At 61.3% G+C, this 12,937-nt stretch carries 10 protein-coding genes and 2 tRNA genes; 8 read left to right on the top strand and 4 right to left on the bottom strand.

What is annotated here, in order from left to right; translation table 11 throughout:
• Positions 1 to 679 precede the first annotated feature (679 nt).
• A complete protein-coding gene (locus ACR0IR_RS02320) occupies positions 680 to 904 on the top strand; it encodes a DUF1127 domain-containing protein (protein WP_093964832.1) in 225 nt (74 codons plus the stop codon).
• 514 nt (positions 905 to 1,418) lie between these two features.
• On the opposite strand, the gene ACR0IR_RS02315 is transcribed toward ACR0IR_RS02320, so the two are convergent.
• Positions 1,419 to 3,821, bottom strand: coding sequence for an ATP-dependent helicase (locus tag ACR0IR_RS02315; protein WP_170364569.1), 2,403 nt, complete (start codon positions 3,819 to 3,821; stop codon positions 1,419 to 1,421).
• Positions 3,822 to 3,982: 161 nt separating this feature from the next.
• Here ACR0IR_RS02315 and ACR0IR_RS02310 point away from each other — a divergent pair, with 161 nt between their 5' ends.
• Together ACR0IR_RS02310 and ACR0IR_RS02305 are read left to right on the top strand one after the other, a co-directional pair.
• Positions 3,983 to 5,143 carry an alpha-hydroxy acid oxidase gene (locus ACR0IR_RS02310; protein WP_170364571.1) on the top strand — a complete coding sequence of 387 codons (1,161 nt, stop codon included), beginning with the start codon at positions 3,983 to 3,985 and terminating at the stop codon, positions 5,141 to 5,143.
• A gap of 120 nt (positions 5,144 to 5,263) precedes the next feature.
• A complete protein-coding gene (locus ACR0IR_RS02305; RefSeq protein WP_170364573.1) occupies positions 5,264 to 8,701 on the top strand; it encodes a pyruvate carboxylase in 3,438 nt (1,145 codons plus the stop codon).
• A gap of 66 nt (positions 8,702 to 8,767) precedes the next feature.
• Here the strand turns inward: ACR0IR_RS02305 and ACR0IR_RS02300 are convergent, their stop codons facing one another.
• Together ACR0IR_RS02300 and ACR0IR_RS02295 are read right to left on the bottom strand one after the other, a co-directional pair.
• The gene (locus ACR0IR_RS02300; RefSeq protein WP_170364426.1) at positions 8,768 to 9,754 is read right to left on the bottom strand and encodes a hypothetical protein; all 987 of its coding nucleotides are present in this window, start codon (positions 9,752 to 9,754) and stop codon (positions 8,768 to 8,770) included.
• A 123-nt stretch (positions 9,755 to 9,877) separates the two neighbouring features.
• Positions 9,878 to 10,162, bottom strand: coding sequence for a hypothetical protein (locus ACR0IR_RS02295; protein ID WP_217357126.1), 285 nt, complete (start codon positions 10,160 to 10,162; stop codon positions 9,878 to 9,880).
• Between the two features lie 15 nt (positions 10,163 to 10,177).
• On the opposite strand from ACR0IR_RS02295, the gene ACR0IR_RS02290 reads away from it, so the two are divergent.
• The 3 genes from ACR0IR_RS02290 to ACR0IR_RS02280 all read left to right on the top strand — a co-directional run bounded on the left by ACR0IR_RS02290 (position 10,178) and on the right by ACR0IR_RS02280 (position 11,313).
• A tRNA-Gly gene (locus ACR0IR_RS02290) sits at positions 10,178 to 10,252 on the top strand.
• Positions 10,253 to 10,286: 34 nt separating this feature from the next.
• A tRNA-Gly gene (locus tag ACR0IR_RS02285) sits at positions 10,287 to 10,361 on the top strand.
• A gap of 88 nt (positions 10,362 to 10,449) precedes the next feature.
• On the top strand, positions 10,450 to 11,313 hold the full coding sequence (locus ACR0IR_RS02280) for a GNAT family N-acetyltransferase (protein WP_170364575.1): 864 nt from the start codon (positions 10,450 to 10,452) through the stop codon (positions 11,311 to 11,313).
• Between the two features lie 3 nt (positions 11,314 to 11,316).
• Here ACR0IR_RS02280 and ACR0IR_RS02275 read toward each other — a convergent pair whose 3' ends face one another.
• The gene (locus tag ACR0IR_RS02275) at positions 11,317 to 11,556 is read right to left on the bottom strand and encodes an Lrp/AsnC family transcriptional regulator (RefSeq protein WP_050602861.1); all 240 of its coding nucleotides are present in this window, start codon (positions 11,554 to 11,556) and stop codon (positions 11,317 to 11,319) included.
• Positions 11,557 to 11,709: 153 nt separating this feature from the next.
• On the opposite strand from ACR0IR_RS02275, the gene hisB reads away from it, so the two are divergent.
• A complete protein-coding gene (gene hisB, locus ACR0IR_RS02270; RefSeq protein ID WP_170340267.1) occupies positions 11,710 to 12,297 on the top strand; it encodes an imidazoleglycerol-phosphate dehydratase HisB in 588 nt (195 codons plus the stop codon).
• Entirely contained in the window at positions 12,298 to 12,936 is a 639-nt protein-coding gene (hisH, locus tag ACR0IR_RS02265; RefSeq protein WP_170340265.1) for an imidazole glycerol phosphate synthase subunit HisH, read from the top strand.
• Position 12,937 lies beyond the last annotated feature (1 nt).

Here is a 12,937-nt window from a genome sequence, read left to right as displayed (position 1 = left end):
GCCTCGTCCTCATCGGATGAATAAGGGATGCCATGGGAATTCATGGAAATCAATGAGATTTTTTTCCAGGAAGGTTAGATTCGGAAAACTACAGCAGTGGAAATTCATACGCAAATACGAAAAATGACCACAGATAGACAACTAGTAATACCCAAACACAATATATAGACAGATTCCGCGCGGGAAAAATTTCCCACGATTTCCCACATCTCCTGCTCAACAACCCCGATTCCGCCCAACACCCCTCGCTTATTCGACCAAATGGCGCCGAATCACCCTGCGAACCAGGCCGAACCCAAGAGAGACCGCCCCGAATTTCCCACCAATTCCCGCCAGTCCCACAAAGTCCCATGACCGCGCCCAAATCGGGAGTTGGGCCAGACGCACAAAAATCGCGCAGTCCTGAACCGCACAAATTCCGCGTTTACGCGCGCAAATTTTCATCAAATGATGGGCGGCAGCCAGGCCGGAACAATGCCCCGCAGTTCGCGCTAACGAAAATTTCCATATTTTAAAGGCATATTTACGGGTGTCGGGATTCCGACAGTCAATCTATGCACTTGCTGCATAGCAGCATTGATCCTGTCTGGTATTGTGCAATCGCAGCATTTGCCTATCTTCAGTCTCAAGCAAGCGCCGGAACATAGCGGCGGCAACGACAGATGATTGGGTAACGAACATGGCAGTCGCAAGCACCAACAGCGCACACAAAAGCGCATCGACATTTGGTTTCGCCTCTCTGATCGAAACCATGAAGACCCGTATCGCACGTTATCGCGTGTACCGCCAGACGGTGAACGAACTGTCAGAACTGTCGGACCGCGAGCTGGCCGATCTGGGCCTGCACCGTTCGATGATCCGTCGCCTGGCCATGCAGGCCGCCGAAGAACAATTCGCGCGCTAAGCGCCACGGAACACCGAGATCAGGTCCACTCCTCCTCCCATAGGACCTGTATTTCAGCGGCAGCATCTCTCCTCCTCCCTGATGCTGCCGCACCCTATACCGGCCTCAACCTGCCGGATGCTGATACATCGGGGCTCTCCTCCTCCCTGCTCTGATGTTGAAAGCGCGCGGTGGCATCTTCCTCCTCCCTGATGCCACCGCGCCCTTCGAATACCGGGCCAGACCCGGAAACGCATACATCGGGTTCTCCTCCTCCCTTCCCGATGTGAAAAGAGCGCGGTGGCACCCTTCCTCCTCCCTGGTGTCACCGCGCGCTTCAGATACCGGGGAAAACCCGGGTTCGGATACATCGGGGCTCTCCTCCTCCCTGCTCTGATGTTGACAAGAACGGCGGTTCCCTCCTCCTCCCTGGGAACCGCCGTTTTATTTCTTTCGGGCATGAAAAAGGCACCACGGGCAGGACCGGGCGCCAATCAACAAATCGAGCATGTGCCGGCGGGCACATTCCGCTGGATCAGAACGGAACGTCGTCTTTTGCGGATAGATACTGCGCGACGACCTTCTTTGTTCCGGCCTTGTCGAACTCGACCTCGACCTTGTCCCCTTCGATCCCGACCACGCCGCCATAGCCGAACTTCTGGTGGAACACCCGCTCGCCCAGCGTGAAGCTGGCCACGGCGGTCGCGTCGATCACGGTGTTGCGGGATTCGCGCGGCTGCGACATGCCATATTGCCCCTGCCGCGCCTGCATCCGTTTCCAGCCGGGCGAGTTGTAGACATTGGCCTGCGCCGCGCGGGTCTCGATACCTGCCGACATCTGCCCGCCACCATAGAGGCCCGGAGGCGTCAGCACCTCGACATGGTCCTCGGGCAATTCGTCGATGAAACGCGAAGGCATCGCGTTCTGCCACTGCCCGAACACCCGCCGGTTGGCGGCGAAGGAAATGGTGCAGACCTCTTCGGCGCGGGTGATTCCCACATAGGCGAGCCGCCGTTCTTCCTCGAGCCCTTTCAATCCGGATTCGTCCATCGAGCGTTGCGAGGGGAACAGCCCATCCTCCCAGCCCGGCAGGAACACGGCCGGGAACTCCAGCCCTTTGGCCGCGTGCAGGGTCATGATCGAGACCTTGGGCCCGCCGCTGTCCTGTTCGTTGTCCATCACCAGGCTGACATGCTCCAAGAACCCCTGCAGGTTCTCGAAGTTGTCCAGCTGGTTGACCAGTTCCTTGAGGTTTTCCAGCCGCCCCGGCGCCTCGGGCGTCTTGTCGTTCTGCCAGTGGGCGGTATAGCCGGATTCGTCCAGCACGATCTGCGCCAGTTCGATATGCGACACCTCGGGCGGGCCGTATCGGATGGGCGCGGTGCCGTCGTCGATGACCGCATCATCCTCGATCTCGATGCGCGGACCGCGGGTCATCGCGTTCCAGCGGGCCAGCCCCTCGACCAGGTCGCGCAGGGCCGCACCACCCTTGCCCTTGATCAGCCCCTGCTCGACCGCGATCCGCGCGCCCTGAACCAGCGACACGCCATGTTCGCGCGCGGTGCGCTGGATCGTCTGCTGCGCCTTGTCGCCCAAGCCGCGCTTGGGGGTGTTCACGATCCGCTCGAAGGCCAGATCGTCCTCGGGCGAGACCACCAGCCGGAAATAGGCCATGGCATCGCGGATCTCCATCCGTTCATAGAATCGAGGGCCGCCGATCACCTTGTAGGGCAGGCCGATGGTCAGGAACCGGTCCTCGAAGGCGCGCATCTGATGGCTGGCGCGCACAAGGATGGCGATTTCGTCCAGATTCATCGGTCGCACGCCACGGGTGCCGCCCTGCATGGCGTCGATCTCTTCGCCGATCCAACGGGCCTCCTCCTCACCATCCCAGTGGCCGATCAGGCGGACCTTTTCGCCCCCGGGCTTGTCGGTCCACAACTCCTTTCCCAGACGGCTTTCATTGCCACGGATCACGTTCGAGGCAGCGGCCAGAATATGCGGGGTCGAGCGGTAGTTCTGCTCCAGACGCACCACATGGGCGCCGGGAAAGTCCTTCTCGAACCGCAGGATGTTGCCCACCTCGGCCCCGCGCCAGCCATAGATCGACTGGTCGTCGTCGCCGACGCAGCAGATATTCTTGTGCCCGCCCGCCAACAGCCGCAGCCACAGGTATTGGGCGATGTTGGTGTCCTGGTATTCGTCCACCAGGATGTAGCGGAACCAGCGCTGGTATTGCTCCAGCACGTCCGGGTGGGTCTGGAAGATCGTGACCATGTGCAACAGCAGGTCGCCGAAATCCACCGCGTTCAACTCTCGCAGGCGGGTCTGGTATTGAGCGTAAAGCTCGACGCCCTTGTTGTTGTAGGCCCCGGCATCGGCGGCGGGCACCTTGTCGGGCGTCAGGGCGCGGTTCTTCCAGTCGTCGATGATGCCGGCCAGCATCCGCGCAGGCCAGCGCTTGTCGTCGATATTGGCGGCCTGCACCAGTTGCTTGAGCAATCGCAGCTGGTCGTCGGCATCCAGAATGGTGAAGTTCGACTTCAGCCCCGCCAGTTCCGCATGGCGGCGCAGCAGCTTGACGCAGATCGAGTGGAAGGTGCCCAGCCACGGCATCCCCTCGGCGGGCTGACCCAGCAGGCGGCCGACCCGTTCCTTCATCTCGCGCGCGGCCTTGTTGGTGAAGGTCACGGCGAGGATCTCGTTCGGGCGGGCCCGCCCGGTGTTCAGCAGATGCGCAATGCGGGTGGTCAGGGCCTTGGTCTTGCCGGTGCCCGCCCCGGCCAGCATCAGGATCGGGCCATCCAAAAGCTCGACCGCTTCCCGCTGCGCCGGGTTCAATTCATTCAAGTAGTCCGCCTCGGGCCGAAGCGCGGCCATGGCGCGGGCCGACAGCGAGGCGCCCTCGAAGGCGTCATTTTCATCGAAACTGCTCATCCGCCCAAACTAAGCCGGAAGTGCGCCGAGGGAAAGGGTTTGTTCACGGCTTGTTCGCACGGTTTTGCGAATTTCTTTCGTTGCGCTGGTTGAGCCGTCAGGTGCGGGATGCATCCGACTGAAACCCTTGCCGAATCGCGCGGCAGGTCGGATCAATCTGCATGGACCTGCTCAGCACCTATCCAGGCATCGAGGATCTGAAGCGCCGCGCACGCCGTCGGTTGCCGCGCTTTGTCTGGGACTATGTCGACAGCGGCACCGGGGCCGAGACCGCGCTGAAACGCAACCGGGCGGCGCTGGACCGCATCGGGTTTCTGCCCGCCATCCTGAAAGGCCCGCTGGAGTTCGACACCCGCACCCGCTTTCTGGGGCGCGACCATCCGCTGCCCTTCGGCATGGCTCCGATCGGGATGTGCGGACTGGTCTGGCCGGGGGCCGAGGCGCTGATGGCGCGCGCCGCCGCGCAGGCGGGCATTCCTTATGTTCTGTCCACCGTCGCCAGCCAAAGCCCCGAGGACATGGCCCCGCATATCGGCGCCGACGCCTGGTTCCAGTTGTACCCGCCCAAAAACCCCGAGATTCGCGCCGACCTGCTGAGCCGCGCCCGGTCCGCTGGGTTCGGCACGCTGGTGCTGACGGTCGATGTGCCCGTGGCCTCGCGCCGGGAACGGCAAACCCGCTCGGGCCTGACCCATCCGCCGCGCCTGACGCCGCGCCTGCTGGCGCAGATCGCCGCCCGCCCGGCCTGGGCCTGGGGCATGGCGCGTCACGGCAAGCCCCGGATGCGCACGCTGGACAAGTATATCGACGGCACCGCCAATCTGCCGCCCACGGCGCATATCGGATACCTGCTCAGGACCTCTCCGGGCATGGATTACGTCAAGTGGCTGCGCGACCACTGGCAGGGCCCGTTCATCATCAAGGGCGTGCTGCGCCCCGAGGATGCCGAGCGGTTGAAACAGGCCGGGATCGACGCGCTGTGGGTGTCGAATCACGGCGGCCGTCAGTTCGATGGCGCGCCGGCCAGCATCGACATGCTGCCGGCAATCCGCGCCGCGACCGACCTGCCGCTGATCTTCGACAGCGGGATTTCGGGCGGGCTGGACATTCTGCGGGCGCGTGTCTTGGGCGCCGATCTGATCATGTTGGGGCGGGCTTTCCTCTATGGCGTTGCAGCATTGGGCGCGCACGGCCCGGCCCATGTCATCGATATTCTGCGGCAAGATATGCTTGCAAATATGGGACAATTGGGTGCCGCAACGCTAAAAGATTTGCCTGATGTTAACGCAAACATTGATGCCGCGATGCAGCATGTGCCATAAAACGCCGCAATAGGCGGCGTTTGCGAGCGATAACATGCCGGTTCTACCCAGAACTACAGATATATCTGCGCGTAATCTCGGTCTATTAACACGGCCAAATGCAAAAGACCGGGACTTGCCATGACTGACTTCAAGAAAATCCTGATCGCCAACAGGGGTGAGATTGCCATTCGCGTGATGCGCGCCGCGAACGAGATGGGCAAACGCACTGTTGCCGTCTATGCCGAGGAGGACAAGCTGGGCCTGCACCGGTTCAAGGCGGACGAGGCGTATCGCATCGGCGAGGGTCTGGGCCCGGTCGCGGCCTATCTGTCGATCGACGAGATCATCCGCGTCGCCAAGGAAAGCGGCGCAGACGCGATTCACCCGGGCTATGGCCTGCTGTCGGAAAACCCCGATTTCGTGGATGCCTGCGTTCAGAACGGCATTACCTTCATTGGCCCCAAGGCCGAAACTATGCGCGCCTTGGGCGACAAGGCTAGCGCCCGTAAGGTGGCGATTGCCGCCGGTGTGCCGGTGATCCCGGCGACCGAGGTGCTGGGTGACGACATGGACGCGATCCGCAAGGAAGCGGGCGAGATCGGCTATCCGCTGATGCTCAAAGCGTCCTGGGGCGGCGGCGGCCGCGGGATGCGCCCGATCTATTCCGAAGACGAGTTGGAAGAAAAGGTTCTGGAAGGCCGTCGCGAGGCCGAGGCAGCGTTCGGCAATGGCGAGGGCTATCTGGAAAAGATGATCACCCGCGCCCGCCATGTCGAGGTGCAGATCCTGGGCGACAAGCATGGGCAGATCTATCACCTGTATGAACGTGACTGCTCGGTCCAGCGTCGCAACCAGAAGGTCGTGGAACGCGCCCCTGCCCCCTATCTGACCGAAGAGCAACGCGCCGAGATCTGCGACCTGGGCCGCCGCATCTGCGCGCATGTGAACTATGAATGCGCCGGCACGGTCGAATTCCTGATGGATATGGAGACCGGCAAGTTCTACTTCATCGAGGTAAACCCCCGCGTCCAGGTCGAACACACAGTGACCGAGGAGGTCACCGGCATCGACATCGTGCAGGCGCAGATCCTGATTGCCGAGGGCAAGACCCTGGCCGAGGCCACCGGCAAGGCCAGCCAAGACGAAATCCGCCTGAACGGCCACGCGCTGCAGACGCGCGTGACCACCGAAGACCCGCTCAACAACTTCATCCCCGACTATGGGCGCATCACGGCCTATCGTTCGGCCACAGGCATGGGCATCCGGCTGGATGGCGGCACGGCCTATGCCGGCGGGGTGATCACGCGGTATTACGACTCGTTGCTGACCAAGGTCACCGCCTGGGCGCCGACGCCGGAAAAGGCGATTGCCCGGATGGACCGCGCCCTACGAGAGTTCCGCGTGCGCGGTGTTTCCACCAACATCGCCTTTGTCGAAAACCTGCTGAAGCACCCGACCTTCCTGTCGAACGAATACACCACCAAGTTCATCGACGAGACGCCCGAGCTGTTTCAGTTCAAGAAGCGCCGCGACCGGGGCACCAAGGTTCTGACCTATATCGCCGACATAACGGTGAACGGGCACCCCGAGACCAAGGATCGCCCGCGGCCGCGTGCCGACCTCAAGGAACCCAAGCCCCCCGCGCCCAAGGCGGAACCGCTGATGGGCACGCGCAATCTGCTGGAACAGAAAGGCCCGCAGGCCGTGGCCGACTGGATGAAGGCCCAGCGCCAGTTGCTGATCACCGACACCACCATGCGCGACGGGCACCAGTCGCTGCTGGCCACCCGGATGCGCTCGATCGACATGATCCGCGTGGCACCCAGCTATGCGGCGAACCTGCCGCAGCTGTTCAGCGTCGAATGCTGGGGCGGGGCGACTTTCGACGTGGCCTATCGTTTCCTGCAGGAATGCCCCTGGCAGCGCCTGCGCGACCTGCGCGAGGCCATGCCCAACCTGATGACCCAGATGCTGCTGCGCGGTGCGAATGGGGTGGGCTATACCAACTATCCCGACAACGTGGTGCAGGAATTCGTGCGCCAGGCCGCGCAGAACATCGACGTGTTCCGCGTCTTCGACTCGCTGAACTGGGTCGAGAACATGCGCGTGGCGATGGATGCGGTGATCGAGAACGGCAAGATCTGCGAAGGCACCGTCTGCTATACCGGCGATATCCTCGACCCGAACCGCGCCAAGTATGACCTGAAATACTATGTCGGCATGGCGAAGGAGCTGCGCGACGCCGGCGCCCATGTTCTGGGCCTCAAGGACATGGCCGGCCTGCTGAAACCTGCCGCCGCGCGGGTGCTGATCCGCGCATTGAAGGAAGAGGTCGGCCTGCCGATCCATTTCCACACCCACGACACCGCCGGTATCGCCAGCGCCACCATCCTGGCCGCCAGCGAGGCGGGCGTGGACGTGGTGGATTGCGCGATGGACAGCTTCTCGGGCAACACCAGCCAGGCGACGCTGGGCACCGTGGTCGAGGCCCTGCGCCACACCGACCGCGACACCGGGTTGGACGTGAAGGCGATCCGCGAGATCAGCGACTACTTCGAGGCGGTGCGCGGCCAATACGCGGCCTTCGAATCCGGACTGCAGGCGCCCGCCTCCGAGGTCTATCTGCACGAGATGCCGGGCGGCCAGTTCACCAACCTCAAGGCGCAGGCGCGCTCGATGGGGCTGGAGGAACGCTGGCACGAGGTGGCGCAGATGTATGCGGACGTGAACAAGATGTTCGGTGACATCGTCAAGGTGACGCCGTCCTCGAAAGTGGTGGGTGACATGGCGCTGATGATGGTCAGCCAGGGCCTGACCCGCGAACAGGTCGAGGATCCCTCGACCGACGTGGCCTTCCCCGATTCAGTCATCGACATGATGCGCGGCAATCTGGGCCAGCCTCCGGGCGGTTTCCCACAGACGATCGTGACCAAGGTACTGAAAGGCGAAAAGCCGAACACCGAACGGCCGGGCAAAGACGTGCCTCCGGTTGATTTGGAGGCCACCCGCGCGGAGCTGTCGAAACAACTGGAAGGCATGGAGGTCGATGACGAGGACCTGAACGGATACCTGATGTATCCCAAGGTGTTCCTGGACTACATGGGCCGTCACCGGATCTATGGCCCGGTGCGCACCCTGCCCACCCGCACCTTCTTTTACGGAATGGAGCCGGGAGAGGAGATCTCGGCCGAGATCGACCCGGGCAAAACGCTGGAGATCCGCTGCCAGGCCATTGGGGAGACGGACGAGAACGGCGAGGTCAAAGTGTTCTTTGAACTAAACGGCCAACCGCGCGTCATCCGCGTTCCCAACCGGCTTGTGCAAGCTTCGACCGCCCAGCGCCCCAAGGCCGAGGTCGGAAACGCCAACCATGTCGGCGCGCCGATGCCGGGCGTGGTTTCGACTGTGGCGGTCACCGCCGGGCAGGAGGTCAAAGAAGGCGACCTTCTGCTGACGATCGAAGCCATGAAAATGGAAACCGGCATCCATGCCGAACGCGACGCAACCGTGAAGGCGGTGCATGTCCAGCCCGGCGGCCAGATCGACGCCAAGGACCTGTTGGTCGAGCTGGATTGACCCAAACCGTCAAAACACAGAAAGGCGCGCCATCAGGCGCGCCTTTTTTCATCCGAGCGGGCTAGTTCAACCGTCGCTGGACTCCGCGACGGGCTGTTGCGGCAACTGTTCCGGCGTGCTGTCAATCGAAACCTCTTCCTCGATCGGCGCTGGCAAGCCCAACAAATCGTGCAGTTCATGAAGAGCCGGACCAGACAAGTCACGGCCGCCGGTCAAAGTATCAAGTGCATCCTGCGGATCGTCCGCCCCTGCCAAGGCTTCTTCGGCTTCGGTTACAGCCTGCTCCGCTTCGGCCACGGCATCCTCGTATTTGTCCTGTGCGGTGATGCCCTCGGCTGCTTCTTCTTCAGTTGGCGCAAATTGGTCCTCGATCTCCGCTTCGGTCAGACCTTCCAGTTCGGACAATTCCTGTTCGCGCATTTCAAGATCCTCTGTCGCGCCAGAGAAACCAAGTATACTCTGCTGATAGCTGTAGAGCTTGCCCGGCATGCTGTTCGGGGCCGCATTCTTCAGGGCAGTCTGGCTGGCGTGCGCGGCATTCAAGCCCTTGAGCTCGGACGCGATTTTGCCGTGCTTGATTGGTTTGACATACGGCTCCTCGACAACTGCCGCCGCTACCCGCGCTTTGCGGATCGGTTTCTCGACTTTCTTTTTTCCAGTGAAGAATTCGTCGAGTTTGGCTGCAAAACCGTTCTGCCCTTTGGTCCGAGATGTAGTTTTGGTGTTCTTTCGTTGTGCCTTTGGTTTAGCGAGACCGAGACCGGCGAGAAAACCCTTGCCCTGGCCGGACCCACCCTTCGTGCTGCGCGCAGATCCTCCGAGGCTGGCACTGGATTTTTCTACGCTTTTGCCATTTCCGTTGCCGCCACCGTTCCCGTTGCCGCCACCGTTGCTATTTCCGTTTCCACCACCGTTTCCATTTCCGCCACCATTGCCATTCCCGTTCTTGGCTATGGCGATATCTGGCGTAGCCAACACCGCAACGAAGCTAACTGCCCCGGTCAGCAACAAAGATGTCGCCAAAACCCGTGACATGGAAATAAACCAATGCATGCCAATCCCCTTTTTCGTATCCAAATACTTGCGCCAACCGGCACAAGTTTGAGCAGAAATTTCGCATTATGCATATACTAGTTATCGAATACGGCAAAATTTGGCATTCTAACGAAGCCACTGTCACCCACTCAATTCGAGAGAATTGACCTCGGGCGGCCGATTGAAAATATCATTAACTTCATAGGCTTGCTCGTCTCTCAACTGACCTGCAAAGAGGCTCAGAAGCATAGCTCCGACCAACGTAGTCAGTTTTATGTTCTCAACCTTGTTCATCCCTCCGTCTCCACCGTTGTCAATATCCGTGGCTGTAGGTTTCAACGGCTCAGCACGCCTGTTCCGTCGCAAATTTTTTCCGGCCAAGTGCGTTTTTCCTCTTGCAGCTTTCCGCCAGAATTTATAGTTCACGCCTCACTCGACGGCGCGGGCGTAGCTCAGGGGTAGAGCATAACCTTGCCAAGGTTAGGGTCGTGAGTTCGAATCTCATCGCCCGCTCCAACGAGGACCGAAAGGTCGCACAAGATATCTGATTGCGGGCGTAGCTCAGGGGTAGAGCATAACCTTGCCAAGGTTAGGGTCGTGAGTTCGAATCTCATCGCCCGCTCCAGATATCCAACTTCCCACAACAAGCACTGGCGGATCGGTCGGTCCTGCGCCATTCTGTTCTGACATGCAGCAGTCAGATGGATGCCCCGATGCCAGACTACCAAATTCGCACGCTGACCGCCGAAGAACTGCGCCACGCAGTGGATTGGGCCGGGCGCGAGGGCTGGAACCCGGGTCATGAGGACGCCGTCTGTTTCCGCTCGACCGACCCCGACGGATTTCTGGGCGGGTTTCTCGATGGCGAGATGATCGCCTCGGTTTCAGCCGTGAACTACGACGACGCGTTTTCGTTTCTGGGTTTCTATATCGTGCGGCCCGAGTTTCGCGGATCCGGTCATGGTCTGGAAATCGCCCAGCACGCCCTGGCGCATTGTACAGGGCGAAACATGGGTCTGGACGGGGTGGTCGAACAACAGGACAACTACCGCAAGTCGGGCTTTGTCTTCGCCTACAACAATTATCGGTTCTCCGGCACAGTGTCAGGCATCCTCTCCAGCCTACCCAAGACCAGTATCGAGGTTGCACCCATCGGTGGCCTGTCCGAAGACCTTCGCATCTATGACCGTGCCCTGTTCCCCGCGCATCGGGATGCCTTTCTGACGGAGTGGCTGAGCGCACCGGGCCACGTCTCGCGTGTTTGTATCCAGAAAGGTCGCATCGCCGGATATGCAACTTTGCGCCCCTGCCTGAATGGCTACAAGGTAGGGCCACTGTTCGCCGACGATCCGGACATCGCGCTGGCGCTTTTGGCTGCGGTTCTGGCCGAAGTTCCCGCGGATCACCGCAGCTCTGAGGTCTATGTCGACATGCCACAGCCCAACGCGGCGGCCTTTGCACTGGCTGACGCTTTGGGTTTGGAAAAAGTCTTTGAAACCGCGCGCATGTATTCCGACCACGAGCCGGATATCGACCTGAACCGAGTGTTCGGCGTGACGACGTTCGAACTTGGCTGAGCCTTAGAACGCCTTGAAGGTCATTGTCGTCAACGACCGCTCGATGTTCGGAATGACCAGAAGGTGTTCGTTAATGAAATGGCCCACATCCTCGGTTTCGGGGATGTAAAGCTTGAGCAGCAGATCATATTCACCGCTGGTGGAGTAGAGTTCCGAGTGGATTTCGCGCAGAGCGATCTCTTCGGCCACCTTGTAGGTGGTGCCGGGCTTGCAGCGGATCTGGATGAAAACGCAGGTGGACATTTCGTGGCCTTGTTGCTTCCGTTTGGCGCAGGCTGGCACGCCCCACGCCCGGGCGCAATCCCCTGCAACAGTTTGCTGCGATTGCAACGATCGGGCTGGATAAGGCCGCCCGTCCCCGTCTATAAGCGCCCCTGTAGCAAGAGGATTTCGCCAATGCGCACAGCTTCGATCAGCCGCAAGACCGCCGAGACCGCGATTACGGTCGAGGTCAACCTCGACGGCACCGGCACCTATGACAACCAGACCGGTGTGGGGTTCTTCGATCACATGCTGGACCAGTTGGCGCGCCATTCGCTGATCGACATGACGATCCGGGCCAAAGGCGACTATCACATCGACGATCACCACACCGTCGAAGACACCGGCATCGCGCTGGGTCAGGCGCTGACGCAGGCGCTGGGGGACAAAAAAGGCATCCGTCGGTATGGCGAGTGCCATCTGCCGATGGACGATGCGCAGGTGCGCTGCGCGCTGGACTTGTCGGGCCGACCGTTTCTGGTGTGGAACGTGGATCTGCCGACGCCCAAGATCGGCAGTTTCGACACCGAGTTGGTGCGCGAGTTCTTCCAAGCGCTGGCCACCCATGGCGGCATCACTCTGCATATCGACCAGTTGCACGGTTTCAACAGCCACCACATCGCCGAGGCCGCCTTCAAGGCCGTCGCCCGCGCCCTGCGCCAGGCGGTCGAGACCGACCCGCGCAAAGCGGATGCGATACCGTCCACCAAGGGCGCGCTCTAGATGCTGACCGCGATCATCGACTACGAAAGCGGCAACCTGCACTCGGCGGAAAAGGCGTTTCAACGCATGGCGCGCGAGCTGGACGCGGGCGAGGTCGTCGTGACCTCGGATGCCGACGTCGTCGCGCGCGCCGACCGACTGGTGCTGCCCGGCGACGGCGCCTTTCCCGCCTGCGCGGCCGAGCTGCGCGGGCACAAGGGCATCCACGATGCGATGGTCGAAGCGGTCGAGCAGAAGGGCCGCCCGTTCCTGGGCATCTGCGTCGGCATGCAGCTGATGGCAACCACGGGCCGCGAATATACCGACACGCCGGGCCTGAATTGGGTGACCGGAGACGTGGTGCGGATCGAGCCCGAAGACCGGGCGCTAAAGGTTCCGCATATGGGGTGGAACGATCTGGTGATCGAGAGCGAGCACCCGGTGTTCAACGGCGTTACCTCAGGCGATCACGTTTATTTTGTCCACTCCTACCATTTCCGCGTCGCCGATCCGGCGCAACGTCTGGCCCATGTGGACTATGGCGGGCCGGTCACGGCCGTGATCGGCCGCGACACGATGATCGGAATGCAGTTTCACCCTGAAAAAAGCCAGGATGTGGGCCTGCGGATGATCGGAAACTTCCTGACCTGGGCCCCCTGAC

This window comes from Ruegeria sp. CF2, from assembly GCF_056537385.1.
Note: the sequence above shows the minus strand (reverse complement) of the source record. Positions and strands in the feature narration are given on the sequence as shown.

Excerpts from the sequence above, each read along its gene's own strand:
- ACR0IR_RS02320 (WP_093964832.1), top strand. The coding sequence starts at position 680 with ATGGCAGTCGCAAGCACCAACAGCGCACACAAAAGCGCATCGACATTT.
- ACR0IR_RS02315 (WP_170364569.1), bottom strand. The coding sequence starts at position 3,821 with ATGAGCAGTTTCGATGAAAATGACGCCTTCGAGGGCGCCTCGCTGTCG.
- ACR0IR_RS02310 (WP_170364571.1), top strand. The coding sequence starts at position 3,983 with ATGGACCTGCTCAGCACCTATCCAGGCATCGAGGATCTGAAGCGCCGC.
- ACR0IR_RS02305 (WP_170364573.1), top strand. The coding sequence starts at position 5,264 with ATGACTGACTTCAAGAAAATCCTGATCGCCAACAGGGGTGAGATTGCC.
- ACR0IR_RS02300 (WP_170364426.1), bottom strand. The coding sequence starts at position 9,754 with ATGCATTGGTTTATTTCCATGTCACGGGTTTTGGCGACATCTTTGTTG.
- ACR0IR_RS02280 (WP_170364575.1), top strand. The coding sequence starts at position 10,450 with ATGCCAGACTACCAAATTCGCACGCTGACCGCCGAAGAACTGCGCCAC.
- ACR0IR_RS02275 (WP_050602861.1), bottom strand. The coding sequence starts at position 11,556 with ATGTCCACCTGCGTTTTCATCCAGATCCGCTGCAAGCCCGGCACCACC.
- hisB (WP_170340267.1), top strand. The coding sequence starts at position 11,710 with ATGCGCACAGCTTCGATCAGCCGCAAGACCGCCGAGACCGCGATTACG.
- hisH (WP_170340265.1), top strand. The coding sequence starts at position 12,298 with ATGCTGACCGCGATCATCGACTACGAAAGCGGCAACCTGCACTCGGCG.